Below are 25,634 nucleotides of genomic sequence, written 5' to 3' on the forward strand. Positions count from 1 at the left end.
GAGAATCGACAGCATGTACAAACTCGAAGTCCAAGACCTGCACAAGCGCTACGGCAGCCACGAAGTGCTCAAGGGCGTGTCGCTGGCGGCCAAGGCCGGCGACGTCATCAGCATCATCGGCTCCAGTGGTTCGGGCAAGTCGACCTTCCTGCGCTGCATCAACCTGCTGGAGCAGCCGCACGCGGGCAAGATCCTGCTCAACAACGAAGAGCTCAAGCTGGTGGCCGGCAAGGACGGCGCGCTGAAGGCTGCCGACCCGCGTCAGTTGCAGCGCATGCGCTCGCGCCTGTCGATGGTGTTCCAGCACTTCAATCTGTGGTCGCACATGACCGCACTGGAAAACATCATCGAAGCGCCGGTGCATGTGTTGGGTGTGAACAAGAAGGAAGCGCTGGAAAAGGCCGAGCATTACCTGGCCAAGGTGGGTGTTGCGCACCGCAAGGACGCCTTCCCCGGGCATATGTCGGGGGGCGAGCAACAACGTGTGGCAATTGCCCGCGCACTGGCCATGGAGCCGGAGGTTATGCTGTTCGACGAACCGACCTCGGCACTGGACCCTGAACTGGTGGGCGATGTGCTCAAGGTGATGCAGGCGCTGGCCCAGGAAGGCCGCACCATGGTGGTGGTGACCCACGAAATGGGCTTTGCCCGTGAGGTGTCCAACCAGTTGGTGTTCCTGCACAAAGGCCTGGTGGAAGAAACCGGCTGCCCGCGTGAAGTACTGGCCAACCCGCAGTCGGAGCGCCTGAAGCAGTTCCTCTCCGGCAGCCTGAAGTAAAAGCTGCATTTTTGCACCAGAATAGGGCATGCTGCGCGGCGAGCGCAGCCTGACCCGGCGCACAGACTCGAACGACCTCAGGTTTCGGACCGCACCCTATGACCACCCAGCGAATCGGTTTTCTCATCTGGCCCAGCACCAGGCCCTTGACCCTGGCGCTGGCCGAGGAAGTGTTGCTGGTGGCGCAGCGGGTACACCCGGACGTGGTCTACGAAATGGCCTTCCTGCAGGCGGAGCCGGCGCAAGAGGGTGGCTGGCGCCTGCCGGGCGAGCCGTGGACTGGTCGCCTGGAGGGGTGCCACAAGCTGTTTCTGGTTGCTGACGAGCCGCCTGCGGCAGTAGGGGCAGCCTTGTCGGCTGCTCTCAAGCAGCAGGCGCGCAGCGGTTGCATGATCGGTGGCTTGTCCGCCGGGGTTTATCCTCTGGCGATGCTGGGCTTGCTCGACGGTTATCGTGCTGCCGTGCACTGGCGCTGGCAGGATGATTTTGCCGAGCGTTTCCCCAAGGTCATCGCCACCAGCCACCTGTTCGACTGGGACCGCGACCGCCTGACGGCCTGTGGCGGCATGGCCGTAACCGACCTGCTGCTGGCCGTGCTGGCCCGCGATCATGGGGCGGAGCTGGCGGGGGCTGTTTCGGAAGAGTTGGTGGTAGAGCGCATCCGCGAGGGTGGTGAGCGCCAGCGCATTCCGCTGCAGAACCGCCTGGGCTCCAGCCACCCCAAGCTGACCCAGGCGGTGCTGTTGATGGAGGCCAACATCGAAGAGCCGCTGACCACCGACGAAATTGCCCAGCATGTGTGCGTGTCGCGCCGGCAGCTGGAGCGCATCTTCAAGCAGTACCTGAACCGCGTGCCGAGCCAGTATTATCTGGAGCTGCGGCTGAACAAGGCGCGGCAGATGCTGATGCAGACCAGCAAGTCGATCATCCAGATCGGGTTGTCCTGTGGCTTCTCGTCGGGGCCGCATTTTTCCAGTGCTTACCGCAACTTCTTTGGTGCGACGCCGCGAGAAGATCGTAACCAGCGGCGTAGCAGCAGCCCGTTTGAGCTGAGTTCGGCGCCTGCTGAAAAGGGCTGAGATTTCGGTTGGGTTCGGGGTGTATGCCTTGGGGTTGATGGTGGGGCGGATATCGAGCGCCGCCCGCGCGGCGCTCGATTTGCGCCACAACACAACAACAACGACTTGCACCCGCCGCTTCCCCGAATTGCCTGTGAACACCCGTTCACCCAGCCCCCTCTCTCCCGTACACTGCGCGATTGCGACAGTGTTTGTCGCATTGCCGAAAACCTTGTCAAAACTGGGTTTTGCGCTGTAACAAGTTGTCGCTTGGCCGCAAGGACAGGCGCGGATCAGTCCTTACAATCCCCCCATCGCTCGCCACTTCCAGGCCAGCGTTCCTCTTCAGGAGACTCAGATGTCCGTTGAGCAAGCCCCGGTGCAACGTGCCGATTTCGACCAGGTCATGGTCCCCAACTATTCTCCGGCGGCCTTCATTCCTGTGCGAGGCGAGGGTTCCCGCGTTTGGGACCAGTCGGGTCGCGAGCTGATCGACTTTGCCGGTGGCATCGCGGTAAACGCCCTGGGCCATTGCCACCCGGCACTGGTCAAGGCCCTGACCGAGCAGGCCAACACCCTCTGGCACGTATCCAACGTGTTCACCAACGAGCCGGCCCTGCGCCTGGCCCATAAACTGGTGGATGCCACCTTTGCCGACCGGGCGTTCTTCTGCAACTCCGGCGCCGAATCCAACGAGGCCGCTTTCAAGCTGGCCCGTCGCGTTGCGCATGACCGCTTCGGCCCGGAAAAACACGAAATCATCGCCACCGTGAACAGCTTCCACGGCCGCACCCTGTTTACCGTCAGCGTCGGTGGCCAGCCGAAGTACTCCGATGGTTTCGGCCCGAAGATCACCGGCATCAGCCACGTGCCCTACAACGACCTGGAAGCGCTGAAGGCACAGATTTCCGACAAGACCTGCGCCGTGGTGATCGAGCCGATCCAGGGCGAGAGCGGCGTGGTGCCGGCCGACAAGGCCTACCTGGAAGGCGCGCGCAAGCTGTGCGACGAGCACAACGCCCTGCTGATCTTCGACGAAGTGCAAACCGGCGTGGGCCGTACCGGTTCGCTGTATGCCTACCAGCACTACGGCGTGACGCCAGACATCCTGACCAGCGCCAAGAGCCTGGGCGGCGGCTTCCCGATCGGCGCCATGCTGACCACCACCGAGCTGGCCAAACACCTGGCCGTCGGCACCCACGGCACCACCTATGGCGGCAACCCGCTGGGCTGCGCCGTTGCCTGTGCCGTGCTGGATGTGGTCAACACCCCGGAAACCCTGGCCGGCATCAAGGCCAAGCACGCACGCTTCAAGACCCGTCTGGAACAGATTGGCCAGAAGTACAACCTGTTCAGCCAGGTACGTGGCGTTGGCCTGCTGCTGGGCTGCGTGCTGACCGAAGCCTGGCAAGGCAAGGCCAAGGACGTACTCAACGCTGCCGAAAAAGAAGGCGTGATGGTGCTGCAGGCCGGCCCGGACGTGGTCCGCTTCGCGCCAAGCCTGGTGGTTGAAGACGCCGACATCGATGAAGGCCTGGACCGCTTCGAGCGCGCCGTGGCCACCCTGACCAAAGGCTGATCCGCCTGCGGCCACTTCGCCGGCCCCAGCCATGGCTGAGCCGGGCCGGCGATACCCGATTCCAGTGCAGGTGCCCGTGCGCCTGCCGTTTTTCCGTGCCGCCGTAAGCGGCCCGTATTCCAAAGGAGTGACACCATGCTGGTGATGCGCCCCGCGCAAATGGCTGATCTGAACGAAGTGCAGCGCATGGCTGCAGACAGCCCCATTGGTGTCACCTCGCTGCCGGACGACGCTGCTCGCCTGGGCGACAAGATCGCCGCTTCCGAGACTTCCTTCGCCGCCGAGGTCATTTTCAACGGTGAAGAAAGCTACTTCTTCGTGCTCGAAGACAGCGAAACCGGCAAGCTGGCCGGCTGCTCGGCCATTGTGGCGTCGGCGGGCTACTCCGAGCCGTTCTACAGCTTCCGCAACGAAACCTTCGTGCATGCCTCGCGCGAGCTGAAGATTCACAACAAGATTCACGTGCTGTCGCTGTGTCATGACCTGACCGGCAACAGCCTGTTGACCAGCTTCTATGTATTGCCAGAGCTGGTGAACAGTGGCTGGGCCGAGCTCAATTCGCGCGGTCGCCTGCTGTTCATGGCCGCGCACCCGGAGCGTTTCGCCGACTCGGTCGTGACCGAAATCGTCGGTTTCAGTGACGAGCAGGGCGAATCGCCGTTCTGGGATGCCATCGGCCGCAATTTCTTCGACCTCAACTATGCCGACGCCGAGCGCCTGTGTGGCCTTAAAAGCCGCACCTTCCTCGCCGAACTGATGCCGCACTACCCGATCTATGTGCCGCTGCTGCCTGATGAAGCGCAGGAAGCCATGGGCCAGGTGCACCCGCGCGCGCAGATCACCTTCGACATCCTCATGCGCGAAGGCTTCGAGACCGAGCACTACATCGACATCTTCGACGGCGGCCCGACCTTGCATGCGCGTACCTCGGGCATTCGCTCGATCGCTCAGAGCCGGGTAGTGCCGGTGAAAATCGAAGAAGCGCCAGCCAAGGGCGGGCGCCCGTACCTGGTCTGCAACGGCCAGCTCCAGGACTACCGCGCGGTGCTGCTGGACCTCGACTGGGTACCCGGCAAACCGGTAAGCCTGAGCGTGGCGGCAGCCGATGCACTGGGTGTGGGGGAGGGCGCCAGCGTGCGCCTGGTGGCGGTCTGAGGTCTGGCGACAGACGTTTCGGGATTGATGCGTTAGCAGAGTTTCGCGCCGGCCGATGCCGTCGCACAAGGAGATAGCATGATCGTTCGTCCTGTACGCAGCAGCGATTTGCCTGCGTTGATCGAATTGGCACGCAGCACCGGTACCACCGGGCTGACCACGCTGCCGGCCAACGAAGAGCGCCTGGGGCATCGCGTTGGCTGGGCGGAAAAAAGCTTCCGTGGCGAGGCCGAGCGTGGCGACACCGACTACCTGTTCGTGCTGGAAAACGACGAAGGCCTGGTGGTGGGCATCAGTGCCATTGCCGGTGCCGTCGGCCTGCGCGAGCCCTGGTACAACTACCGGGTCGGCCTGACCGTCAGCGCCTCGCAGGAGCTGAAGATCTACCGCGAAATCCCCACGCTGTTCCTGGCCAACGACCTGACTGGCAACTCCGAGCTGTGCTCGCTGTTCCTGCGCAGCGACTATCGCTCCGGGCTGAATGGCCGCCTGCTGTCGCGCGCGCGCATGCTGTTCATTGCCGAATTCCCCGAGCTGTTCGGCAAGAAGATCATTGCCGAAATGCGCGGCATGTCGGACGAGCAGGGGCGTTCGCCGTTCTGGGAAAGCCTGGGCCGGCACTTCTTCAAGATGGAGTTCAGCCAGGCGGACTACCTCACTGGCGTGGGCAACAAGTCGTTCATCGCCGAGCTGATGCCCAAGTTCCCGCTGTACACCTGCTTCCTGTCCGAGGCGGCGCGCAATGTGATCGGCCGTGTGCACAAGGACACCGAGCCGGCGCTGGCCATGCTCAAGCAAGAAGGCTTCAACTACCAGGGCTACGTCGACATCTTCGATGCTGGCCCGGCCATCGAATGCGACACCGCCAAGATCCGCGCCGTGCGCGAGAGCCAGACCCTGGTGCTGGCGGTCGGTACGCCGGGCGATGACGCCACCCCTTACATCATCCACAACCGCAAGCGCGACGACTGCCGTATCACGGCTGCACCTGCGCGGTTGGCCGCCGGCACCCTGGTGGTCGACCCGCTGACCGCCAAGCGCCTGCGCATGGGCGCCGGCGACAATGTGCGTGCGGTGCCGCTGTCGGCTAGCCGGGAGGCCCAGTAAATGACCACGCATTTCATCGCAGGCAATTGGCAGGCCGGCCAGGGCGAAGCCCTGCAGTCGCTGAACCCGGTGACCCAGGCCGTGATCTGGCAAGGACAGGGCGCCGATGCCAGCCAGGTGGACGCTGCCGTGCAGGCCGCGCGCCAGGCGTTCCCGGCCTGGGCGCAGTTGAGCCTGGAAGCGCGCATCGATGTGCTGGAGAAGTTCGCGGCGCAGTTGAAAGCGCACGCCGAAGCCATGGCTCAGTGCATCGGCGAGGAAACCGGCAAGCCGCTGTGGGAGTCGGCGACCGAAGTCACCAGCATGATCAACAAGGTGGCGATTTCGGTGCAAAGCTACCGCGAGCGCACCGGCGAAAAGAGTGGCCCGCTGGCCGATGCCACGGCGGTGTTGCGGCACAAGCCCCACGGCGTGGTGGCCGTCTTCGGCCCTTACAACTTCCCTGGCCACTTGCCTAACGGCCACATTGTGCCGGCGTTGTTGGCAGGCAATTGCGTGGTGTTCAAGCCCAGTGAGCTGACCCCCAAGGTGGCCGAGCTGACCGTCAATTGCTGGATCGCCGCTGGCTTGCCGGCGGGTGTGCTGAACCTGGTGCAGGGCGCACGCGAAACCGGTGTGGCGCTGGCTGCCAACCCAGGCATCGATGGCCTGTTCTTCACCGGTTCCAGCCGCACCGGCAACCTGCTGCACCAGCAGTTCGCCGGTCGCCCGGACAAAATCCTGGCCCTGGAAATGGGGGGCAACAACCCGCTGGTGGTGGACGAGGTCAAGGACATCGACGCGGCGGTGTACGCCATTATCCAGTCGGCGTTCATTTCTGCCGGCCAGCGCTGCACCTGTGCCCGGCGCCTGCTGGTGCCGCAAGGTGCCTGGGGTGATGCGCTGATCGCGCGCCTGGTCGAAGTGTGCAAAACCATCACGGTAGGTGCGTTCGATGAGCAACCGGCGCCTTTCATGGGGTCGGTGATCTCGCTGCAAGCGGCGCAGGCGCTGATGGCGGCCCAGGCCGAGCTGGTTGCCAACGGTGGCGTGAAGCTGCTGGAAATGACCCAGCCGCAGGCCGATGCCGCGCTGCTGACCCCGGGCATCGTCGATGTCACTGGCGTGGCCGGGCGACCGGACGAAGAGTTCTTCGGCCCACTGCTGCAAGTCATCCGTTATGCCGACTTCGATACGGCCATCGATGAAGCCAACAACACTCAGTACGGCCTGGCCGCCGGGTTGTTGTCCGACTCCCGCGCCCGCTACCAGTACTTCTGGCTGCGCAGCCGTGCCGGCATCGTCAACTGGAACAAGCAACTGACCGGTGCCGCCAGCAGCGCGCCGTTCGGCGGTGTGGGGGCCAGTGGCAACCACCGCGCCAGCGCCTATTACGCGGCTGATTACTGCGCTTACCCCGTGGCTTCGCTGGAGACCGCCAGCCTTGCCTTGCCGGCGACGTTGACGCCGGGCGTCACCCTATAACAACAGGTCACGGAGCCTAGCCGATGAAATCCTATGAAGTGAATTTTGATGGCCTGGTGGGGCCTACCCACAACTATGGCGGCCTGTCCTACGGCAACGTGGCTTCGCAAAGCAACAGCCAGCAGGGCTCCAACCCGCGTGAAGCCGCGCGCCAGGGCCTGGCGAAAATGAAGGCGCTGGCTGACCTGGGCTTCAAGCAAGGCGTGCTGGCGCCGCAGGAACGCCCGGATGTGGCCGCCCTGCGCCGCCTGGGCTTCAGCGGCAGCGATGCCGAAGTGATCCAACGTGCGGCTAAAGAAGCGATGCCGCTGCTGGTGGCCAGCTGCTCGGCGTCGAGCATGTGGGTAGCCAACGCGGCCACGGTCAGCCCCAGTGCCGACACCGCGGATGGCCGCGTGCATTTCACCGCTGCCAACCTGAACTGCAAGTACCACCGCAGCATCGAGCACCCGACCACCAGCCGTGTGCTGGGCGCCATGTTCAACAACGAGAAACACTTTGCCCACCACGCAGCATTGCCTGCCGTGGCACAGTTCGGTGACGAGGGCGCGGCCAACCACACGCGCTTCTGCCGTGCCTATGGCGAGCCGGGCGTTGAGTTCTTCGTTTACGGCCGCAGTGCCTTCGACAGCCGCTACCCGGCGCCGCAGAAGTACCCGGCCCGACAAACCCTGGAGGCCTCGCAGGCCGTGGCCCGGCTGCATGGGCTGAGTGATGGCGGTGTGGTCTACGCTCAACAGAACCCGGCGGTGATCGACCAGGGCGTGTTCCACAACGATGTGATTTCGGTGGGTAACGGCGAGGTGCTGTTCTACCACGAGGACGCCTTCCTGGAGACCGACACGGTGCTTGGCCAGCTGCGAGCTAAACTGGCCAGCAAGGGTGGCAACTTCCAGGCTATCTGTGTGCCACGCGCGGAGGTGACGGTTGAGGATGCGGTGCGTTCCTACCTGTTCAATAGCCAGCTGCTCAGCCGCGACGACGGTTCCATGCTGCTGGTGGTGCCGGAAGAGTGCCGCAACAACGAGCGGGTCTGGGCCTACCTGGGCCAGCTGACCAGCCAGGGCGGCCCGGTGAAGGAGGTCAAGGTGTTCGACCTCAAGCAGAGCATGCAGAACGGTGGTGGCCCGGCTTGCCTGCGTTTGCGTGTGGCGTTGAAGGAATCGGAACTGGCAGCGGTCAACCAAGGCGTTATCATGACCGCCCCGCTGTACGACACCTTGGTAGGGTGGGTCGACAAGCATTATCGCGATCGCTTGAGCGACGCGGACCTGGCCGACCCACAACTGCTGGTGGAATGCCGTACGGCACTGGACGAATTGACCCAGATCCTGAAGTTGGGTTCGGTGTACCCGTTCCAACGACAACCTTGAAGAGAGACTTTGCAATGACCGACGCCCTGCGCCTGATCCTCGAAGATGAAGACGGCACCCAGCTGGAAACTTCCTGCACCCGTTTTGCCGTGGTCTGGCAAGGCAAGGAAGTGTGGATTCAGCAGGACGGCCGTGGCCAGCTGCTGATCGGTGTGGATGTCGAGGAAGACGACACCGAGTATGCCAACCTGCTGCTGCGCCCGATGGCCACCAATCTGGTCAGCCTGCAGCTGGAAATGGAGCCGGCCGAGGTTGGCGAAGACGACGATCACGTCCACGGCCCTGACTGCGGCCACCACCACTAAGGAAGCCCCTATGCTCGCCCTTGGCAAATTGCTTGAGCTGACCCTCACCGATCACGAACCGGCCGAGAAGACCCAAGTGACACCCAAGGGCGCGCGTTTGCGCTGGCTGGGGGAGGGCGCGCTGGAAGTGCGCCCTGCCGAGCACGAGGACTGCGGGCTGGACTTGCTGTTGTCCGCCGGCATCCATGGCAACGAAACAGCGCCGATCGAATTGCTCGAGCGGCTGCTGCACGGCGTGGCCAATGGCAAGATCAAACCCAAGGCACGGTTGCTGTTCCTGTTCGGCAACCCGGCGGCCATCCGCAAGGGTGAGCGCTTTATCGAGCAGGACATCAACCGGCTGTTCAACGGCCGCCATGAGCTTTCCAGTGGTTTCGAGGCATTGCGTGCCGCCGAACTGGAGCAGTTCGCCCGGGTGTTCTTCAGCAAGCCGGGGCGCAGCCGCCTGCATTACGACCTGCATACCGCCATTCGCGGTTCGAAGATCGAGCAATTCGCCTTGTACCCTTATAAAGAGGGGCGCAAGCATTCTCGTCGTGAGTTGGCGCGCCTGGCGGCAGCGGGCATGGAGGCGGTGCTGTTGCAGAGCAAATCCTCCATCACTTTCAGTGCCTTCACCTATGAGCAGCTGGATGCTGAAGCCTTCACCCTGGAGCTTGGCAAGGCTCGCCCGTTCGGCCAGAACGAGCAAGTCAACCTCGACAAGCTGGAAGAGCGGCTGATCCGCATCATCGAGGCGACCGAGCCAGAGGGCGAGGGTTCGCTGGATGGCCTGCAGCTGTTCAGCGTGTCTCGCGAGATTATCAAGCACAGCGACAGCTTCCACCTGCACCTGCCCGCGGACATCGAGAACTTCTCCGAGCTGAGCAAGGGTTACCTGCTGGCCGAAGACCTGGCCGAGACGCGCTGGGTGGTCGAGGAGGAGGGTGCGCGCATCATCTTCCCAAACCCCAAGGTCAAGAATGGCTTGCGGGCCGGCATCCTGATCGTGCCGGATTCGGGGCAGCGGCTGGGCTGAGACCGCGTCGCCTGCGAAACAGGCGACTCGGTTTCGGATCCCATTCATGATGAAAACCTTTTAATTCACCGCCTGTTCCATTTTCCCTCCCCATCGGCGGTAATTGGCTTGCCAGTGGCGAAAGGCAGGATTTAGCATCCGGTCATGTCATTTTCGTTTGCATAGCCCGAAAAACCGTTCAAACGACGGTTTCTATCGTATAAACACACTGCATCGAGATTGCAGGACCGATATAATGCGGCCCTTTGCCGTCGTTTCGTCGACGTGTTTGCCCAAGTGGGCCGCCGTTTCCGTGGAAGAACCTATGAAAAGCGCAGAAATCCGTGAAGCCTTCCTTCGCTTCTTCGAAGAGCAGGGCCATACCCGAGTCGCCTCCAGTTCGCTGATCCCGAACAACGACCCGACCTTGCTGTTCACCAATGCCGGTATGAACCAGTTCAAGGACTGCTTCCTCGGCGCGGAGAAGCGTGCCTACACCCGTGCCGTCAGCAGCCAGAAGTGCGTGCGCGCCGGTGGCAAGCACAACGACCTGGAAAACGTCGGTTACACCGCGCGTCACCACACCTTCTTCGAAATGCTGGGGAACTTCAGCTTCGGCGACTATTTCAAGCGCGATGCCATCACCTTCGCCTGGACCTTCCTGACCTCGGACAAATGGCTGAACCTGCCCAAGGAAAAGCTCTGGGTCACCGTTTACGCCACTGACGACGAAGCCTACGACATCTGGACCAAGGAAGTCGGTGTGCCGGAAGAGCGCATGGTGCGCATCGGCGACAACAAAGGCGCCCCGTACGCCTCCGACAACTTCTGGACCATGGGCGACACCGGCCCGTGCGGACCGTGCACCGAGATTTTCTACGACCACGGCGCAGACATCTGGGGCGGCCCACCCGGCTCGCCAGAAGAAGACGGCGACCGTTACATCGAGATCTGGAACAACGTTTTCATGCAGTTCAACCGCACCGCCGACGGCGTGCTGCACCCGCTGCCAGCGCCGTCGGTAGACACCGGCATGGGCCTGGAGCGTGTCAGCGCCGTGCTGCAGCACGTGCACTCGAACTACGAGATCGACCTGTTCCAGAACCTGCTGGCGGCGGCTGCCAAGGCCATCGGTTGCAGCAACGACGGCCAGGCCTCGCTGAAAGTGGTGGCCGACCATATCCGTTCGTGCGGTTTCCTGATCGCCGACGGCGTGCTGCCGTCCAACGAAGGCCGTGGCTATGTGCTGCGCCGCATCATCCGCCGCGCCTGCCGTCACGGTAACAAGCTGGGCGCCAAGGGCAGCTTCTTCTACCAGATCGTCGCCGCACTGGCCGCCGAAATGGGCGAAGCCTTCCCAGAGCTGAAGAGCCAGCAAGCGCACATCGAGCGCGTGCTCAAGGCCGAGGAAGAGCAGTTTGCCAAGACCCTGGAGCAGGGCCTGCGTATTCTTGAGCAAGACCTGGCTCAGCTCAAAGGCGACGTGGTACCGGGCGACGTGGTGTTCAAGCTGTACGACACCTACGGCTTCCCGATGGACCTGACCGCCGACATCGCCCGTGAGCGCGAGCTGACCATCGACGAAGCCGGCTTCGAGCGCGAAATGGACGCCCAGCGTGAGCGTGCCCGTTCCGCCAGCGCCTTCGGCATGGACTACAACAGCCTGGTCAAGGTCGACACCGCCACCGAGTTCCTCGGCTACGACGCCACCGAAGGCCAGGGCAAGATCATCGCCCTGTACAAGGACGGCCAGTCCGTCGACCAGTTGGGCGAAGGCGAGCAGGGCGTGGTTGTGCTCGACCGTACGCCGTTCTACGCCGAATCCGGTGGCCAGGTGGGTGACACCGGTTTCCTGCAGGCTGGCGCCGCGCGTTTCGACGTGCGCGACACCACCAAGACCGGTGGTGCCTTCCTGCACCACGGCGTGGTCGCCAGCGGTGCGCTGGTGATCGGCTCGCCGGTCGAGGCCAAGGTCGATGCCGACGTGCAGCACGCCACCTCGCTGAACCACTCCGCCACCCACCTGCTGCACGAAGCGCTGCGCCAGGTGCTGGGTGAGCACGTACAGCAGAAGGGCTCGCTGGTCGACAGCCAGCGCCTGCGTTTCGACTTCAGCCACTTCGAAGCGGTGAAACCGGAGCAGATCAAGGCCCTGGAAGACATCGTCAACCGCGAAGTGCGCAAGAACACCCCGGTAGAAACCGAACTGACCGACATCGAAACCGCCAAGGCCAAAGGCGCCATGGCGTTGTTCGGCGAGAAGTACGGCGACACCGTGCGTGTACTGAGCATGGGCGGTGATTTCTCGGTTGAGCTGTGCGGCGGTATCCACGCCAAGCGCACCGGTGACATCAGCCTGTTCAAGATCATCAGCGAAGGCGGCGTGGCCTCTGGCGTACGTCGTATCGAAGCCGTTACCGGCGCAGCAGCGCTGGCCTACCTGAACGCTGCCGAAGAGCAGGTCAAGGAAGCCGCGCAACTGGTGAAAGGTAACCGCGACAACCTGATCGACAAGCTGTCGGCTGTGCTTGAGCGCAACCGCCAGCTGGAGAAGCAGCTGGAACAGCTGCAGGCCAAGGCCGCCAGCGCCGCCGGGGACGATCTCTCCAACGCGGCCGTTGAGGTCAAGGGCGCCAAGGTGCTTGCTGCCCGCCTGGATGGGCAGGACGGCAAGGCCCTGCTGGCCCTGGTCGATCAGCTGAAGAACAAGCTCGGCCACGCAGTGATCCTGCTGGGCAGCGAGCATGAGGGCAAGGTTGTGCTGGTGGCCGGCGTAACCAAGGACCTCTCCAGCCAACTCAAGGCTGGCGATCTGATGAAACAAGCCGCTGCGGCGGTGGGTGGCAAGGGCGGTGGCCGTCCGGACATGGCCCAGGGTGGTGGCGTCGACGTCGCTGCACTGGACCAGGCCCTGGCGCTGGCCGTGCCATTCGCAGAGCAGGGACTTTGAGATGGAGGGGCCGGTGGTCTAGTCGCCGGCCTCTTCATGTTGGATTGTTTTTTGGGGCCCTGTATGGGCTGAGGCACCATTGAAATGGCGTTGATCGTACAGAAATTTGGCGGCACCTCTGTCGGTTCCATCGAGCGGATCGAGCAGGTAGCCGAAAAGGTCAAGAAACACCGTGAAGCGGGCGACGACCTGGTGGTTGTATTGTCGGCCATGAGCGGTGAAACCAATCGTCTGATCGACCTGGCCAAGCAGATCACCGATCAGCCGGTTCCGCGTGAACTGGACGTGATCGTGTCGACCGGTGAGCAGGTCACCATTGCCCTGCTGACCATGGCCTTGATCAAGCGTGGTGTGCCAGCGGTGTCCTACACCGGCAACCAGGTGCGCATCCTTACCGACAGCGCGCACAACAAGGCGCGCATCCTGCAGATCGACGACCAGAAGATTCGCGCCGACCTCAAGGAAGGCCGCGTGGTCGTGGTGGCGGGCTTCCAGGGTGTGGACGAGCACGGCAGCATCACCACCCTGGGCCGTGGCGGCTCCGACACCACCGGCGTGGCCCTGGCGGCAGCGCTGAAGGCGGACGAGTGCCAGATCTACACCGACGTCGATGGCGTCTACACCACCGACCCGCGCGTCGTGCCGCAGGCCCAGCGCCTGGAGAAGATCACCTTCGAAGAGATGCTGGAAATGGCCAGCCTCGGTTCCAAGGTGCTGCAGATCCGTTCGGTGGAGTTCGCCGGCAAGTACAACGTCCCGCTGCGCGTGCTGCACAGCTTCAAGGAGGGTCCGGGTACCCTCATTACCATTGATGAAGAGGAATCCATGGAACAGCCGATCATTTCCGGTATCGCCTTCAACCGTGATGAAGCCAAGCTGACCATTCGCGGCGTGCCGGACACCCCGGGCGTGGCCTTCAAGATCCTCGGCCCGATCAGCGCTTCGAACATCGAAGTGGACATGATCGTGCAGAACGTTGCCCACGATAACACCACCGACTTCACCTTCACCGTACACCGCAACGAGTACGAGAAGGCGCAAAGCGTGCTGGAAAACACCGCCCGCGAAATCGGTGCCCGTGAAGTGATCGGCGACACCAAGATTGCCAAGGTCTCGATCGTTGGCGTCGGCATGCGTTCGCACGCCGGTGTGGCCAGCCGCATGTTCGAAGCCCTGGCCAAGGAGAGCATCAACATCCAGATGATCTCCACCTCCGAGATCAAGGTCTCGGTAGTGATCGAAGAGAAGTACCTGGAGCTGGCCGTACGCGCGCTGCACACCGCGTTCGAGCTCGACGCTCCTGCCCGACAGGGCGAGTAAGGCGCTGCCTGGAAGGGCGCGGCTGGTGCCGCGCCCTTCGCGTTTCTGCTCGCCACGCAGGCCCTGTCCTGCCCTGTGTGGCGCGTAACCGGGGCCCCGTCGTCGTCCACGACTGGCCCTGATACCCAAGACTGTTACCCCTGAATGTTTTGCGTAAGGAGAAAGCTATGTTGATTCTGACTCGTCGGTGCGCCGAGAGCCTGATCATTGGAGACGGCGAGATCACCGTGACGGTGCTTGGCGTCAAAGGCAACCAGGTGCGTATTGGCGTCAGCGCCCCGAAAGAAGTGGCTGTTCACCGCGAGGAAATCTACCTGCGGATCAAGAAGGAGAAGGATGAAGAGCCAAGCCTTTAATTTTTTTGAAGTTTTTTTCAAAAAAAGGGTTGCAAAGGTGAAAGAGGTTCTTTAATATTCGCCTCGTGTTGCGGTGAGGTGGCCGAGTGGCCGAAGGCGCTCCCCTGCTAAGGGAGTATACCTCATAAGGGTATCGGGGGTTCGAATCCCCCCTTCACCGCCATTATTTGCGTAGGGCGCTGTAAACGGTAAGAACGCTAAGTAGTTGATTTTAAACGAAAACGTTCTTGCAAAAATGTTTCAGCGACCTATAATGCGCGGCAAGACACGGACTCATAGCTCAGCTGGATAGAGTACTCGGCTACGAACCGAGCGGTCGCAGGTTCGAATCCTGCTGAGTCCGCCACTTTTGAAGTGGCTTTGTTTGCAAGGCTGCTTCAATCAACCAGCGGTATCTGGTCTAAAACTTCCAATCGCGGACTCATAGCTCAGCTGGATAGAGTACTCGGCTACGAACCGAGCGGTCGCAGGTTCGAATCCTGCTGAGTCCGCCACTTTCTTGAAGTGGCTCTGCTTGCAAAGCTGCTTCAGTCAACCAGCGGTAACCTGGTCTAAAACTGCCAATCGCGGACTCATAGCTCAGCTGGATAGAGTACTCGGCTACGAACCGAGCGGTCGCAGGTTCGAATCCTGCTGAGTCCGCCACTTTTTGAAGTGGCTCTGCTTGCAAAGCTGTTTCAGTCAACCAGTGGTAACCTGGTCTAAAACTACCACCACGGACTCATAGCTCAGCTGGATAGAGTACTCGGCTACGAACCGAGCGGTCGCAGGTTCGAATCCTGCTGAGTCCGCCATACCCCATCAAGAAGCCTGCTCATTTGAGCGGGCTTTTTGTTTTTCTGCGCCAATGAATTGTTGGTGATGTCGATCTACGCTCTTCTGTAATGATTGTGGTGTAGCTTGGCGCCGCCGTGCGGCAACCTAAACAAATGTGCTTTCCCATCCACAACAACCGTCGCACTGATAGCTTCGAGCGTTGTCCTAGCTTTATCACGCAAACGATTGTTCTGGCCAAAAATTTAAGCGATCTGACAGCTTTAGCAGTGTATGATTGCGCCCGTCAGCCCCGCCGGGGCTTGTGGAAAACCACCATGGACTTACCCAGTAGTTACTCGCTAACACGATTCATACAGAAAGATCTGACCGATTGATTCTCCCGGCGTGCTCCGCTGCTGGGAGTGGAGTTCGCCTATGACTGAAGTAGAAGTAAAAAAAGCGCAAGAGAGCCTGCAGGATCGCCTGGCCCAGGTGGTCGAACTGCTGCAGCGCCAGCGTGTCGTCGAAGACCTGACTCACCGCCAGGAAGGCGCGCACAACGACCTGGTGGAAAACCTCGTCCACCGCCAGAACCTCGTCGAGTTGCAGCGCAAGCTCGATGACCTGCACCCCGCCGACATCGCCTATATCCTCGAAGCCTTGCCCCTGGAAGACCGTCTGACGGTCTGGCAGCTGGTGCGCTCGGACCGCGATGGCGACATCCTGCTGGAAGTATCCGACTCGGTTCGTCAATCGCTGATCGCTGACATGGACGATCACGAGCTGTTGGCTGCCGCCAAGGAAATGGACGCCGACGAGCTGGCCGACCTGGCCCCAGAGCTGCCGCGCGACGTTATCCATGAGCTGATGGAAACCCTCGATGCCCAGCAACGCGAACGTGTACGTTCGGCGCTGAGCTACGACGAGGAGCAGGTCGGTGCGCTGATGGACTTCGAGATGGTCACCATCCGCGAAGACGTCAGCCTGGAAGTGGTGCTGCGCTACCTGCGCCGCCTGAAAGAGCTGCCCAACCACACCGACAAACTGTTCGTGGTCGATTACGACGGCATCCTCAAGGGTGTGTTGCCCATCAAGCGCCTGCTGGTCAACGACCCGGAGAAGAAGGTGGCGGAGGTCATGGCGACCGACCCGGTATCCTTCCAGCCCGAGGAAGATGCCTATGATGCGGCGCAGGCTTTCGAGCGTTACGACCTGGTATCGGCACCTGTCGTAGACAAGGGTGAGCGCCTGATCGGCCGTTTGACCATTGACGAGATGGTCGACCTGATCCGTGAGGAGAGCGAGAGCGAAGTCCTCAACATGGCGGGTCTGCGTGAAGAGGAAGACATCTTTGCTTCGGTCTGGCGCTCGTTCCGCAACCGCTGGGCGTGGCTGGCGATCAATCTGATTACCGCGTTCCTCGCTTCGCGAGTGATCGGGGTGTTCGAGGGGTCGATCGAAAAGCTGGTGGCGTTGGCTGCGTTGATGCCGATCGTTGCGGGTATTGGTGGCAACTCGGGTAACCAGACCATCACCATGATTGTCCGCGCCATGGCGCTGGACCAGGTATCGCCGGGCAATACCAGCCGCCTGATGCGCAAAGAGTTGGCGGTGTCGCTGATCAACGGCCTGGTGTGGGGCGGAGTGATTGGTGCCGTGGCTTTCTGGTTGTACGGCAGCTGGTCGCTGGGCGTGGTGATGACCGCCGCGATGACCTTGAACCTGTTACTGGCGGCGCTGATGGGTGTGCTCATCCCGATGACACTGGCCCGCTTGGGGCGCGACCCGGCGATGGGGGCGAGTGTGATGATCACTGCCGTGACCGACAGTGGCGGCTTCTTCATCTTCCTCGGTCTGGCCACCTTGTTCCTGCTGTAGGCTCGCCAGAACCAGCCACCCACAAAAAAGCCAGCTTACGCTGGCTTTTTTGTGCTCGCTTGCAGGCCTCAGGAGGCGTCGGCGGCCATTTCCACATCGTGAGCGATGAGGGCGACCAAGGCATTCTGCTGGCGGTGAGACAGTTGGCGGAAGCGCTGCAGCAACTCGCGCTCATGCAGGGACAACTCAGGGCTGTCCAGGCGCATGCTCAGCTCGTCACCCAACGCACCTTCCTGGATAAGGCTCTGCTCCAGGCGCGCGATGATTTCGGAGTTCATGCTGCGGTGATGGTTGCGCGCTACCTCGGCAATGCGCTCACGCATCCCGTCTGGCAGGCGGACGACGAACTTGTCAGCGGTGCGGCTCGAATAAATAGCCTGTTTCATTGGGCGCATATAAATTGACCGGAGTTTGGTTCAGGGGAAGCGGTTCTCAAATTGGCCGCACGGGGTGGAAGTACGACCGTGGCGACGACAAAATGTTCAACCGTCAGTGAAAAATGGATGCTCATCTTGCCTCATGGTCGCCGTTTCCTTGGCGTCAATTCTGTGACAAATAGTGAGCCGGATAAAGGCTTTATGCCAGTACCAATTATCAGAAATGAGCACTGGTTTGAAAAGTTTTACATGCTCCGGCTTGCCTGACCGTCAGTCTTTTGCCGTCAAAAACTGGTAAAACACAGCAAAAGGACAGGAAAACCCCTAGAATGCGCCGGTTTCCCTCCATAGAGCATAGTGGCTATGCAACATGACGCAAGCGACCGCCGATCAGGGACAGGCCGGCTGATATTTCTGGTAGGACCGTCAGGTTCGGGAAAAGATTCCCTGATCGACGCTTCGCGTGAGCGGCTGGCGGCCGCCGGGGTAGAGGTTGCCCGTCGGGTCATTACTCGCTCCGCTGAAGCCAAGGGCGAAGCTGCCCAAGGGGTCACGGCGGAACAGTTTGAAACCCTGTGCGCGCAGGGGGCATTTGCCATGTGCTGGCGGGCCAATGGCCTGGGCTATGGCATTCCCCGCCAGGTGGATGAGTGGCTGGCGGCGGGCAAGGCGGTGCTGGTGAATGGCTCGCGGGCTTACCTGCCCGAAGCGCGTCAGCGTTACCCGGGCATGCTGGCAGTGCTGGTCGAGGTCAGGCCGGATGTGCTGCGCCAGCGCTTGCTGGCCCGGGGCCGCGAAAGCGTCGAAGAGGTTGAACAGCGGTTGGCGCGCAGTGCTCGTTTGCAGGTGTTGTCCGATCCTTCGGTGCATGTGCTGGACAACTCGACAAGCCTGGAGGCCGCGGTCGCGGCCCTGTTCGGGTTGCTTCGCGATGAAGGTGTGCTGCCGCCGGTGTAGCAGTGCCAGAAAAGGATTACGCGAAAAAGCCAGGTAGAGGCATGACAAACGCCAGCATGCTGGTTAACATGCTGGCCGTCCCGCTGTGCAGCGCTCGCTGCCGGTGCTTGCGTCTCAGTAGCTCAATTGGATAGAGCATCCCCCTCCTAAGGGGAAGGTTGCAGGTTCAATTCCTGCCTGGGACGCCATTTCCTGTTTCCCCATATGCCCACCCTCCATCATTGCAACGCGCGATGGTGTTGTTCGTCTGCCTTGCTACCGGCCAGGCGCTGACGCATCACGAAGTACCCCGCCACCACCAGTACCACTGTCAGCACTGTGAACCAGAACTGGAAGCGTGACGCCGGTTCGAATGCCTGGGTGCCGATCACCGCCAGCAAGGCGAACAACGCGACGATGTTGGCATACGGGAACAGCCAGGCCCGGAAGGCAGCCGGGTCGATCGCTTCATGGCGGGTTTTCCAGCGCATGGCCACGTGGGCGATGATGATGAAGATCCATACGACCATCACCAGGCTGCCCGTGCTCTTGGCCAAGGTCATGAACAGGTCGCCGCCGCTGACGAAGTGCACGGTCAGGATCATCGTGCAGATCGACAGGCTAAGCAGCAATGCATTGATCGGCACACCTTTGGCGCTCGTGCGCGAGAACAGCTTGGGTGCGTGCCCGCGCTGGCTGAGGGAGAACAGCATGCGCGAGTTGGAGAACATGAACGAATTCATCACCGACATGAACGAGACGAACAGCACCAGTTTCATGGCCACCGCAGCACCACCGAACCCGGCCAGGCTGAACAGCGAAACGTAGGGTGAGGCCAGGTTGGCCTTGTCGGTCCACGGCAGGCAAAGGATCAGGATCGACACCGAGCCTACATAGAACAGCATCACCCGCAGGATCACGCTCTTGATTGCGCGAATCACGTTCTGTCGCGGGTTTTCCGACTCCCCTGCAGCCACGGCGGCAATTTCGCTGCCGCCCAGCGAGAAGATCACCACGATCACGCCGGCCATTACCGGTGACAGGCCGTTGGGCATGAAGCCGTCATGGGCGGTGAGGTTGACCAGCCCGGGGGAGGGAATGTTGCTGTGCAGGCCAAGCAGGATCGAAATGCCCAGCAGCATGAAGATGACAATGGTGGCAACCTTCATCGCGGCCAGCCAGTATTCCACTTCGGCAAAGGAACGTACCGAGTAGGCGTTGCTGGCCATCAGCGTCACCAGCATCAGGAAAGCGCCTGCCCAGATCGGCAGCCAAGGTAAAAAGTCATGCAGGATCGCGCCCAACAGCACGGCTTCGAGGGTGATGGTCATCATCGACTTGAACCAGTACAGCCAGCCGACAGCAAACCCGGCCCAGTCACCGAGGTAGGTGTTGGCGTAGGTCGAGAACGAACCGGCATCCGGGTTGCGGCAGGCCATTTCGCCGAGCATGAACATGACCAGGGTGACCACCAACCCCCCGATGAAGTACGACAGGATGGCCGCAGGGCCCGCCGAGGCGATTAACGCGCCAGACCCCATGAACAGCCCGGCACCGATTACCCCGCCCAGGGCAATCATGGTGATGTGCCGCTGCTTCAGGCTTTGTTTCAAACTGTTGGATTGCATTTCCTTGTCCTCTCTTATTATTGGGGGCCGACAACGTCCCCCTACGCAGGCACTGTCGTGCGCCTGCGTCCACGCGTGGCAAATAGCTACCAGGCTGCCACCATGGACAATAAGGCCAAGGACCTCAAACGAATTCTGTGCACAACATCCTGCTGATTTTTCCTAAGGACTGTTGCGCTTCATGCCGCGCGGCTGACACTTTCTCCTAAAGCCCCCAGTGCTTCAGTGCCCACAACACCCCCATGCCCACAACCAGCGTCAGCATCGTGCTGCGTGTGCGCCAGGCTACCAGCGCAGCCAGTACCGCCGCGGGTATCTGCGGGTTCGTCCAGTCGAACCCGGCATGTCGGTCAGGGAAGACCACGGCCGGCAACACCAGCGCAGCCAGTACACTGGCCGGCACATAGGCCAGTGCGCGGCGAAACAGCGGCGGGATGCGCAGCACCGTGTGCAGTTCGATGAACGACAGCCGGATGGCGAAGGTGCCCAGGCCGATCAGTACGAAGGTTATCCACTGGGTCGTTTCGCTCATGATGCGTTCTGCTCTGTATGGGCTTCAGGTACGGCGTGTTGTTTTTGCCGGCTCTCGATGGCCAGCCCGGCGATGATCCCGCCCACGGCACCGGTCAGCAGGCCAAGGTTGTAGGGCAGGTCAACGGCCAGCACCGCAAGCACGCCACCGGTCAGCGCGGCGCCGAGCATGGCGGTATTGCGAATGCCGGGTATCAGCAAGGCCAGGAACGACAACGGTATGGCAAAACCCAGTGACCAGTCTTCCGGAATGCCTGCGCCCAGGTACATGCCCGCCAGTACCGAGAGGTTCCAGCCGAACCACATGGTGATCGCCGTGCCGGCGTAATAGGGGTAGGCATGCTGGCCTAGCCCGCCTGTGCCCATTTTCAGCGTGCACAGGGCAAAGGACTGGTCCGAGAGCATGAACGCCATTGGCCACTTGTGGCGGCGCGGGAGGTGGCCCAAGTGTGGGGCCAGGCTGGCGCTGTACATCAAAAAGCGCAGGTTGATCACCAGTGCTGTAACCACCATCGTCACTGGCAGGGCGGCGTTTTGCATCAACTGCATCACCACCATTTGCGCAGAGCCGGAGTAGAACAGCAGGGTCATGCCAATGGCGTCGGCGGGTGACAGGCCCATGCCGATTGCCGTAACCCCGGTGATCAGGCCAAAAGGCACAATGCCGGAGGTCAACGGCAGAACGCTTTGTGCGCCCTGCTTGAATGCTTGGGTCGCGCTTGGGTACTGCATGGGAGTTCCTTGGAGGTGTTCGGAAGGCGCATGGACACCCTCACGTTAATGCGCCTGACAGTTGGCCACAACGTCAGATTTCTGGAATAGTAGGCCTAAAAAATATAGGTCTCCTACCGTGTATCTCGACAGCCCCACCCGGCACTCGCTCCAGCTCAATGCCTTGCGCGCCTTCGAGGCGTCTGCGCGCCTGGGCGGTTTCGCGCGTGCCGCACTCGAACTCAAGGTGACCCCAGGGGCCATCGCCGCCTTGGTCAAGACGCTGGAAAACGAATACGGCGCTGCGTTGTTTGAGCGCCATGCCAAGGGCGTACGCCTTACGCCCCTGGGTGAAAGCGTGAAAAGCCAGTTCACCGAGGCGTTCGATGCAGTGGAAGCTGCCGCGCGTACGCTACGGCGGCTGGCTGCGCCGCAGCGTGTGCACATTGTGACGTCGCCGGCCCTGGCGCAGTTGTGGATAGGGCCACGCCTGCCGGAATTGACCCGCTTGCTGGCGCCCATCGAGATCTCGGTTACGGCGGTGGATGAGCCGCCCAACCTCAAACGCAGCCCATTCGACCTGTGCCTGTTCTACACCGAAAAACCTGAGCGCTGGCAGCGCAGGATCGCCACGGAAGAAGTGTTGCCCGTATGCGTACCGGCCCTGGCAGAGAGCATCATCACCCCTGCGGACCTTGCCAATGCCCGTTGCATTGCTGACGTAGGCTGGAATGACTGGGCGGTGTGGACCGGCGCAGCCATGCCCGGGCACAAGTTCGTGGCCCGTGGGCCGGGCTTTTCCCTGTACTCGATTGCATTGCAGCAGGCCTTGCTCGCTGCGGGTGTACTGATGGGGCGCAGAAGCCTGGTGCAACGCTACCTGGACAGCGGCGAACTGGTGGCGCCAATCGACTGCGCGGTGCCTTTGGGCATGACCATTGCCGCGTGGCGATTACCGGGTGCCAAGGGCAACCAGGTGGTGGCTGCGGTGGAGGAGGCGCTGTTGCAGTTGGCTTGAGCCTTGGCTCTGCCTGTCGGATGGCGCCCCCGACAGGTCTCGTCGCCAATCCTCACACGTGGCTTACCGCGTCTTCATTGCCATCGGATGTGCCGTCTGCCTGGGAGAGCTGTTCTTGTGCTTTCTCCTGGATCCGGTTCTCGATCTCCTCTTGCAAGCGCTGAGCGATCAACTCGCCGACCTTGGCCTTCACCTCTGGCGGCAGGGCTTCGTACTGCGCTTCGGTCAGGCCAATTTCGCTCAGCAGTTTTTCCTTGATCATCTCGCCGTGCGATTTGGACATCAGGTCCTGAAACGCTTGCCTGGCACTGCTGGTTACTTCCGTGCTTGCGTCAGCGGACGGGCCGATGCTGGTGCCAGGGTTCTGCAGTTGCAGCTTGAGCTTGGCAAACGCTTCTTCGCGGGCGTCTTCGGCATCCTGCTGCGAGGTATTCTCACTGCCCTGTTGCGCCGTGGCATTGCTGGCCACTACCGGTAGGCGAAACTGCAGCATATCGCCTGCCGCCGGGTCGACGCCGCTGGTGCGTTGTTGCTGGTGGACTGCGGCCTGCCAGCCGAGGCCGTTGAGGGCGATAGTCATGAAATCCTCCTTGGAAATGTGAGTGGCAGGCGAGGAGGGGCAAATGCCATGCCAGTCGGGGCGGCGCGTAAATAGAGCGCTGGGGCTATTCCGGTCGTGGCACGGCGGGCATATGCTTGCCCGTCAGAGGCATGATCTTGCCGCCTGCGGCAAATTACACATTGTCGGCAGCCCCTTGACCGGAGCGCAGTTGCTGGGCATCAGGGAGAGCGTCCATGAATCAGGAAACCAGGCCGGCCCCCGCCGGCTTCAGTGAACAGCAGTTGCACACGTTATTCGAGTTGATCAGCGATGGCATCTGGGACTGGAATGCCAACACCGGCTACGTCTATCGCAACCCGGGCTGGTACGCGATGCTCGGCTACGCCAGCCACTCCATGGCCAACTCGGTACTGACCTGGGAAAGCGTGATTCACCCGGAAGACTACCCACGGGTAATGGCGCATTTCGAGGCGTATATCAGCCAGCGCAACGAGCGCTACCTCATCGAATACCGCTGCCGTTGCGACGATGGCAGCTACCTGTGGATCGAAGACAGCGGCTACATCATCGACCGTAACGAAGACGGTTCGGTGGCGCGCATGCTCGGTGCGCACCGCAACATCGACGCCGGCAAACGCCTGGTGGCGCAGCTGGAGCAGAAGAACCAGTCGCTGGAAGGGCAGGTGGCCGAGCGCACCCGTGAGTTGTCCTGGGTGAACCAGCAGTTGCAGCGGCAACTGGACGAGAACCGTGAGTTGGCCGAGCGTGATGCGTTGACCCGTATTGCCAACCGCTATCGGTTGGAAAAGGCCCTGCAGCTGGAGTGCGAGCGGGCGCAGCGTTTCCGCCAGCCGTTGTCGCTGATCGCCATGGACCTGGATGATTTCAAGCCGATCAACGACCGCTACGGGCATGCTCGGGGCGATGCTGCGCTGGTGCGGGTGGTCGACAGCCTGCGGACCTGCCTGCGCGAACTGGACCTGTTGGCGCGCTGGGGCGGGGACGAGTTTGTCATCGTGTTGCCGCAGAGCACGCTGGGCGAGGCGCTGGATGTCGCCGGGCGCTTGCGCCAGGTGATGGCGCAACTGGAGCCTGTGGGTGAATGCCGGCTGACCATGAGTTATGGCGTGGTGCAGTGGCAGGAAGGGGAGGACCAGCATGCACTGCTGGCACGGGCTGACAAGGCGCTGTACCGGGCCAAGGGGGCTGGCAAGAACGCCATTGCCGAGTGAATTGGTTTGCCTGTACCGGCCCTATCGCCGGCAAGCCAGCTCCCACAGGTACAGCACAAGGCCTGAGGCCTGCGCAGTACCTGTGGGAGCTGGCTTGCCGGCGATAGGGCCGGTACAGGTATAAAAAAGACCCGCAGCGCCTCTAGGCGCGGCGGGCCAAATCGGCCTCGGCCGCTTCAGTGTCAGATATGCAGGGCGTGGCCCAGGGCACGCAGTGCCGCTTCCTGTACCGCCTCACCCAGGGTCGGGTGGGCATGGATGGTACCGGCCACATCCTCCAGGCGGGCACCCATCTCCAGCGACTGGGCAAACGCCGTGGACAGTTCGGAAACCGCCACGCCAACCGCTTGCCAACCCAGGATCAGGTGGTTGTCACGCCGCGCGACCACGCGCACGAAACCGCTTTTCGACTCCAGGCTCATGGCCCGGCCGTTGGCGGCGAACGGGAACTGCGCGACGATGCAGTCCAGGCCTTGCTGGCTGGCCTGTTCCGGCGTCTTGCCGACCACGACCACTTCCGGGTCGGTGAAGCACACGGCGGCTATCGCAGCGGGCTCGAAGCGGCGTGCCTTGCCGGCGATGATCTCGGCCACCATCTCGCCCTGGGCCATGGCCCGGTGCGCCAGCATCGGTTCGCCGGCCACGTCGCCGATGGCCCAGACGTTGTGCATGCTGGTCTGGCAGCGCTCGTCGATGGCAATGGCGGCGCCATTCATCTTCAGGTCCAGGCATTCCAGGTTGAAGCCCTTGGTGCGTGGGCGGCGGCCCACGGCCACCAGCACCTGGTCGGCTTCCAGGCGCAGTTGTCCGCCCTTGCCATCGTTGGCCAGCAGGCAGCCATTTTCGTAACCTTCGACGCTGTGGCCAAGGTGCAGGGCGATACCCAGCTTTTTCAGCGACTCGGTCACCGGGGCGGTCAGTTCGCTGTCGTAAGTCGGCAGGATGCGCTCGCGCGCTTCCACCACGCTGACCTGCGCGCCGAGCTTGCGGTAGGCGATGCCCAGCTCCAGGCCGATGTAGCCACCGCCCACCACCACCAGGTGTTGCGGCAGGGCTTTCGGTGCCAGGGCCTCGGTAGAGGAGATCACCGGCCCACCCAGCGGCAGCATCGGCAGTTCGACACTGCTGGAGCCCGTGGCCAGCAACAGGTGCTCGCACTGGATGCGCTGGCCATCCACCTCGACCTGCTTGCCATCAAGCACCTTGGCCCAGCCGTGCACCACCTTCACCCCGTGCTTTTTCAGCAGGGCGGCGACACCGGTGGTCAGGCGGTCGACGATGCCGTCTTTCCAGGCCACGCTCTGGCCGATGTCCAGGCGCGGCGAAGCCACGCTGATGCCCAGCGGCGAGGGCTCGGTAAAGCGCGAGGTCTGGTGGAACTGCTCGGCCACATGGATCAGCGCCTTGGATGGAATGCAGCCGATGTTCAGGCAGGTACCGCCCAGCGCCTGGCCTTCCACCAGCACGGTAGGGATGCCCAGTTGCCCGGCGCGGATGGCAGCCACATAGCCGCCAGGGCCGCCGCCAATGATCAACAGGGTTGTCTGGATAGTCTGTTGCATG

Annotated in this window: 23 protein-coding genes and 6 tRNA genes; 23 read left to right on the forward strand and 6 right to left on the reverse strand. The window is 62.0% G+C overall.

Annotation, left to right across the window (positions count from 1 at the left end):
- The first annotated feature begins 13 nt into the window (after window positions 1-13).
- The 18 genes from A0O30_RS07495 to mgtE all read left to right on the forward strand — a co-directional run bounded on the left by A0O30_RS07495 (window position 14) and on the right by mgtE (window position 17,076).
- Entirely contained in the window at window positions 14-778 is a 765-nt protein-coding gene (locus A0O30_RS07495; protein WP_016711851.1) for an ABC transporter ATP-binding protein, read from the forward strand.
- A 98-nt stretch (window positions 779-876) separates the two neighbouring features.
- Complete coding sequence (gene argR, locus A0O30_RS07500) at window positions 877-1,857, forward strand: transcriptional regulator ArgR (RefSeq protein WP_105946052.1); 981 nt, start codon at window positions 877-879, stop codon at window positions 1,855-1,857.
- A gap of 337 nt (window positions 1,858-2,194) precedes the next feature.
- The gene (locus A0O30_RS07505; RefSeq protein WP_105946053.1) at window positions 2,195-3,415 is read left to right on the forward strand and encodes an aspartate aminotransferase family protein; all 1,221 of its coding nucleotides are present in this window, start codon (window positions 2,195-2,197) and stop codon (window positions 3,413-3,415) included.
- Window positions 3,416-3,550: 135 nt separating this feature from the next.
- Complete coding sequence (gene aruF / locus A0O30_RS07510) at window positions 3,551-4,570, forward strand: arginine/ornithine succinyltransferase subunit alpha (RefSeq protein WP_105946054.1); 1,020 nt, start codon at window positions 3,551-3,553, stop codon at window positions 4,568-4,570.
- A gap of 78 nt (window positions 4,571-4,648) precedes the next feature.
- The gene (gene astA, locus A0O30_RS07515; protein WP_105946055.1) at window positions 4,649-5,677 is read left to right on the forward strand and encodes an arginine N-succinyltransferase; all 1,029 of its coding nucleotides are present in this window, start codon (window positions 4,649-4,651) and stop codon (window positions 5,675-5,677) included.
- Complete coding sequence (astD, locus tag A0O30_RS07520) at window positions 5,678-7,141, forward strand: succinylglutamate-semialdehyde dehydrogenase (protein ID WP_105946056.1); 1,464 nt, start codon at window positions 5,678-5,680, stop codon at window positions 7,139-7,141.
- 23 nt (window positions 7,142-7,164) lie between these two features.
- Window positions 7,165-8,514: an N-succinylarginine dihydrolase gene (gene astB / locus A0O30_RS07525; protein ID WP_105946057.1), complete on the forward strand. Its 1,350-nt coding sequence runs from the start codon at window positions 7,165-7,167 to the stop codon at window positions 8,512-8,514.
- Between the two features lie 14 nt (window positions 8,515-8,528).
- The gene (locus tag A0O30_RS07530) at window positions 8,529-8,819 is read left to right on the forward strand and encodes a topoisomerase II (RefSeq protein WP_003256592.1); all 291 of its coding nucleotides are present in this window, start codon (window positions 8,529-8,531) and stop codon (window positions 8,817-8,819) included.
- A gap of 10 nt (window positions 8,820-8,829) precedes the next feature.
- A complete protein-coding gene (gene astE, locus A0O30_RS07535; RefSeq protein ID WP_105946058.1) occupies window positions 8,830-9,837 on the forward strand; it encodes a succinylglutamate desuccinylase in 1,008 nt (335 codons plus the stop codon).
- A gap of 304 nt (window positions 9,838-10,141) precedes the next feature.
- Entirely contained in the window at window positions 10,142-12,766 is a 2,625-nt protein-coding gene (gene alaS, locus A0O30_RS07540; RefSeq protein WP_146256305.1) for an alanine--tRNA ligase, read from the forward strand.
- Window positions 12,767-12,850: 84 nt separating this feature from the next.
- Window positions 12,851-14,086, forward strand: coding sequence for an aspartate kinase (locus A0O30_RS07545; protein ID WP_019099135.1), 1,236 nt, complete (start codon window positions 12,851-12,853; stop codon window positions 14,084-14,086).
- Between the two features lie 167 nt (window positions 14,087-14,253).
- Entirely contained in the window at window positions 14,254-14,442 is a 189-nt protein-coding gene (csrA, locus tag A0O30_RS07550) for a carbon storage regulator CsrA (protein ID WP_003254503.1), read from the forward strand.
- A gap of 72 nt (window positions 14,443-14,514) precedes the next feature.
- A tRNA-Ser gene (locus A0O30_RS07555) sits at window positions 14,515-14,605 on the forward strand.
- Window positions 14,606-14,711: 106 nt separating this feature from the next.
- A tRNA-Arg gene (locus A0O30_RS07560) sits at window positions 14,712-14,788 on the forward strand.
- A 71-nt stretch (window positions 14,789-14,859) separates the two neighbouring features.
- Window positions 14,860-14,936: transfer RNA gene (locus A0O30_RS07565), tRNA-Arg, on the forward strand.
- Between the two features lie 74 nt (window positions 14,937-15,010).
- Window positions 15,011-15,087, forward strand: a tRNA-Arg gene (locus A0O30_RS07570).
- A 72-nt stretch (window positions 15,088-15,159) separates the two neighbouring features.
- Window positions 15,160-15,236: transfer RNA gene (locus tag A0O30_RS07575), tRNA-Arg, on the forward strand.
- 397 nt (window positions 15,237-15,633) lie between these two features.
- A complete protein-coding gene (mgtE, locus tag A0O30_RS07580; RefSeq protein ID WP_016711838.1) occupies window positions 15,634-17,076 on the forward strand; it encodes a magnesium transporter in 1,443 nt (480 codons plus the stop codon).
- A gap of 68 nt (window positions 17,077-17,144) precedes the next feature.
- On the opposite strand, the gene A0O30_RS07585 is transcribed toward mgtE, so the two are convergent.
- A complete protein-coding gene (locus A0O30_RS07585) occupies window positions 17,145-17,471 on the reverse strand; it encodes an Arc family DNA-binding protein (protein ID WP_003254499.1) in 327 nt (108 codons plus the stop codon).
- A 69-nt stretch (window positions 17,472-17,540) separates the two neighbouring features.
- Here A0O30_RS07585 and A0O30_RS27680 point away from each other — a divergent pair, with 69 nt between their 5' ends.
- The 3 genes from A0O30_RS27680 (at window position 17,541) to A0O30_RS07595 (ending at window position 18,598) form a co-directional block, all read left to right on the forward strand.
- A complete protein-coding gene (locus A0O30_RS27680; RefSeq protein WP_146232438.1) occupies window positions 17,541-17,720 on the forward strand; it encodes a hypothetical protein in 180 nt (59 codons plus the stop codon).
- Between the two features lie 96 nt (window positions 17,721-17,816).
- The gene (gene phnN, locus A0O30_RS07590; protein WP_104834201.1) at window positions 17,817-18,410 is read left to right on the forward strand and encodes a phosphonate metabolism protein/1,5-bisphosphokinase (PRPP-forming) PhnN; all 594 of its coding nucleotides are present in this window, start codon (window positions 17,817-17,819) and stop codon (window positions 18,408-18,410) included.
- Window positions 18,411-18,521: 111 nt separating this feature from the next.
- A tRNA-Arg gene (locus A0O30_RS07595) sits at window positions 18,522-18,598 on the forward strand.
- 30 nt (window positions 18,599-18,628) lie between these two features.
- Here A0O30_RS07595 and A0O30_RS07600 read toward each other — a convergent pair.
- The 3 genes from A0O30_RS07600 to A0O30_RS07610 form a co-directional block, all read right to left on the reverse strand.
- Entirely contained in the window at window positions 18,629-20,017 is a 1,389-nt protein-coding gene (locus A0O30_RS07600) for an amino acid permease (RefSeq protein ID WP_105946060.1), read from the reverse strand.
- 205 nt (window positions 20,018-20,222) lie between these two features.
- The gene (locus A0O30_RS07605; RefSeq protein WP_016711836.1) at window positions 20,223-20,549 is read right to left on the reverse strand and encodes an AzlD domain-containing protein; all 327 of its coding nucleotides are present in this window, start codon (window positions 20,547-20,549) and stop codon (window positions 20,223-20,225) included.
- Entirely contained in the window at window positions 20,546-21,280 is a 735-nt protein-coding gene (locus A0O30_RS07610; RefSeq protein WP_105946061.1) for an AzlC family ABC transporter permease, read from the reverse strand. The genes A0O30_RS07605 and A0O30_RS07610 overlap by 4 nt, the downstream gene beginning before the upstream one ends.
- A gap of 118 nt (window positions 21,281-21,398) precedes the next feature.
- On the opposite strand from A0O30_RS07610, the gene A0O30_RS07615 reads away from it, so the two are divergent.
- Window positions 21,399-22,277 (forward strand): LysR family transcriptional regulator, encoded by an 879-nt coding sequence (locus tag A0O30_RS07615; protein ID WP_105946062.1) that lies wholly within the window; start codon window positions 21,399-21,401, stop codon window positions 22,275-22,277.
- A gap of 52 nt (window positions 22,278-22,329) precedes the next feature.
- Here the strand turns inward: A0O30_RS07615 and A0O30_RS07620 are convergent, their stop codons facing one another.
- The gene (locus tag A0O30_RS07620) at window positions 22,330-22,857 is read right to left on the reverse strand and encodes a hypothetical protein (RefSeq protein ID WP_105946063.1); all 528 of its coding nucleotides are present in this window, start codon (window positions 22,855-22,857) and stop codon (window positions 22,330-22,332) included.
- Between the two features lie 215 nt (window positions 22,858-23,072).
- On the opposite strand from A0O30_RS07620, the gene A0O30_RS07625 reads away from it, so the two are divergent.
- Window positions 23,073-24,071, forward strand: coding sequence for a sensor domain-containing diguanylate cyclase (locus tag A0O30_RS07625; protein WP_105946064.1), 999 nt, complete (start codon window positions 23,073-23,075; stop codon window positions 24,069-24,071).
- Between the two features lie 182 nt (window positions 24,072-24,253).
- On the opposite strand, the gene lpdA is transcribed toward A0O30_RS07625, so the two are convergent.
- On the reverse strand, window positions 24,254-25,633 hold the full coding sequence (gene lpdA, locus A0O30_RS07630; protein ID WP_105946065.1) for a dihydrolipoyl dehydrogenase: 1,380 nt from the start codon (window positions 25,631-25,633) through the stop codon (window positions 24,254-24,256).
- Window position 25,634: the final 1 nt, after the last annotated feature.

This window comes from Pseudomonas sp. LLC-1 (assembly GCF_002992185.1).
In the GTDB taxonomy this organism is placed as follows: Bacteria; Pseudomonadota; Gammaproteobacteria; order Pseudomonadales; family Pseudomonadaceae; genus Aquipseudomonas; species Aquipseudomonas monteilii.

Excerpts from the sequence above, each read along its gene's own strand:
- A0O30_RS07495 (WP_016711851.1), top strand. The coding sequence starts at position 14 with ATGTACAAACTCGAAGTCCAAGACCTGCACAAGCGCTACGGCAGCCAC.
- argR (WP_105946052.1), top strand. The coding sequence starts at position 877 with ATGACCACCCAGCGAATCGGTTTTCTCATCTGGCCCAGCACCAGGCCC.
- A0O30_RS07505 (WP_105946053.1), top strand. The coding sequence starts at position 2,195 with ATGTCCGTTGAGCAAGCCCCGGTGCAACGTGCCGATTTCGACCAGGTC.
- aruF (WP_105946054.1), top strand. The coding sequence starts at position 3,551 with ATGCTGGTGATGCGCCCCGCGCAAATGGCTGATCTGAACGAAGTGCAG.
- astA (WP_105946055.1), top strand. The coding sequence starts at position 4,649 with ATGATCGTTCGTCCTGTACGCAGCAGCGATTTGCCTGCGTTGATCGAA.
- astD (WP_105946056.1), top strand. The coding sequence starts at position 5,678 with ATGACCACGCATTTCATCGCAGGCAATTGGCAGGCCGGCCAGGGCGAA.
- astB (WP_105946057.1), top strand. The coding sequence starts at position 7,165 with ATGAAATCCTATGAAGTGAATTTTGATGGCCTGGTGGGGCCTACCCAC.
- A0O30_RS07530 (WP_003256592.1), top strand. The coding sequence starts at position 8,529 with ATGACCGACGCCCTGCGCCTGATCCTCGAAGATGAAGACGGCACCCAG.
- astE (WP_105946058.1), top strand. The coding sequence starts at position 8,830 with ATGCTCGCCCTTGGCAAATTGCTTGAGCTGACCCTCACCGATCACGAA.
- alaS (WP_146256305.1), top strand. The coding sequence starts at position 10,142 with ATGAAAAGCGCAGAAATCCGTGAAGCCTTCCTTCGCTTCTTCGAAGAG.
- A0O30_RS07545 (WP_019099135.1), top strand. The coding sequence starts at position 12,851 with ATGGCGTTGATCGTACAGAAATTTGGCGGCACCTCTGTCGGTTCCATC.
- csrA (WP_003254503.1), top strand. The coding sequence starts at position 14,254 with ATGTTGATTCTGACTCGTCGGTGCGCCGAGAGCCTGATCATTGGAGAC.
- mgtE (WP_016711838.1), top strand. The coding sequence starts at position 15,634 with ATGACTGAAGTAGAAGTAAAAAAAGCGCAAGAGAGCCTGCAGGATCGC.
- A0O30_RS07585 (WP_003254499.1), bottom strand. The coding sequence starts at position 17,471 with ATGCGCCCAATGAAACAGGCTATTTATTCGAGCCGCACCGCTGACAAG.
- phnN (WP_104834201.1), top strand. The coding sequence starts at position 17,817 with ATGCAACATGACGCAAGCGACCGCCGATCAGGGACAGGCCGGCTGATA.
- A0O30_RS07600 (WP_105946060.1), bottom strand. The coding sequence starts at position 20,017 with ATGCAATCCAACAGTTTGAAACAAAGCCTGAAGCAGCGGCACATCACC.
- A0O30_RS07605 (WP_016711836.1), bottom strand. The coding sequence starts at position 20,549 with ATGAGCGAAACGACCCAGTGGATAACCTTCGTACTGATCGGCCTGGGC.
- A0O30_RS07610 (WP_105946061.1), bottom strand. The coding sequence starts at position 21,280 with ATGCAGTACCCAAGCGCGACCCAAGCATTCAAGCAGGGCGCACAAAGC.
- A0O30_RS07620 (WP_105946063.1), bottom strand. The coding sequence starts at position 22,857 with ATGACTATCGCCCTCAACGGCCTCGGCTGGCAGGCCGCAGTCCACCAG.
- A0O30_RS07625 (WP_105946064.1), top strand. The coding sequence starts at position 23,073 with ATGAATCAGGAAACCAGGCCGGCCCCCGCCGGCTTCAGTGAACAGCAG.
- lpdA (WP_105946065.1), bottom strand. The coding sequence starts at position 25,633 with ATGCAACAGACTATCCAGACAACCCTGTTGATCATTGGCGGCGGCCCT.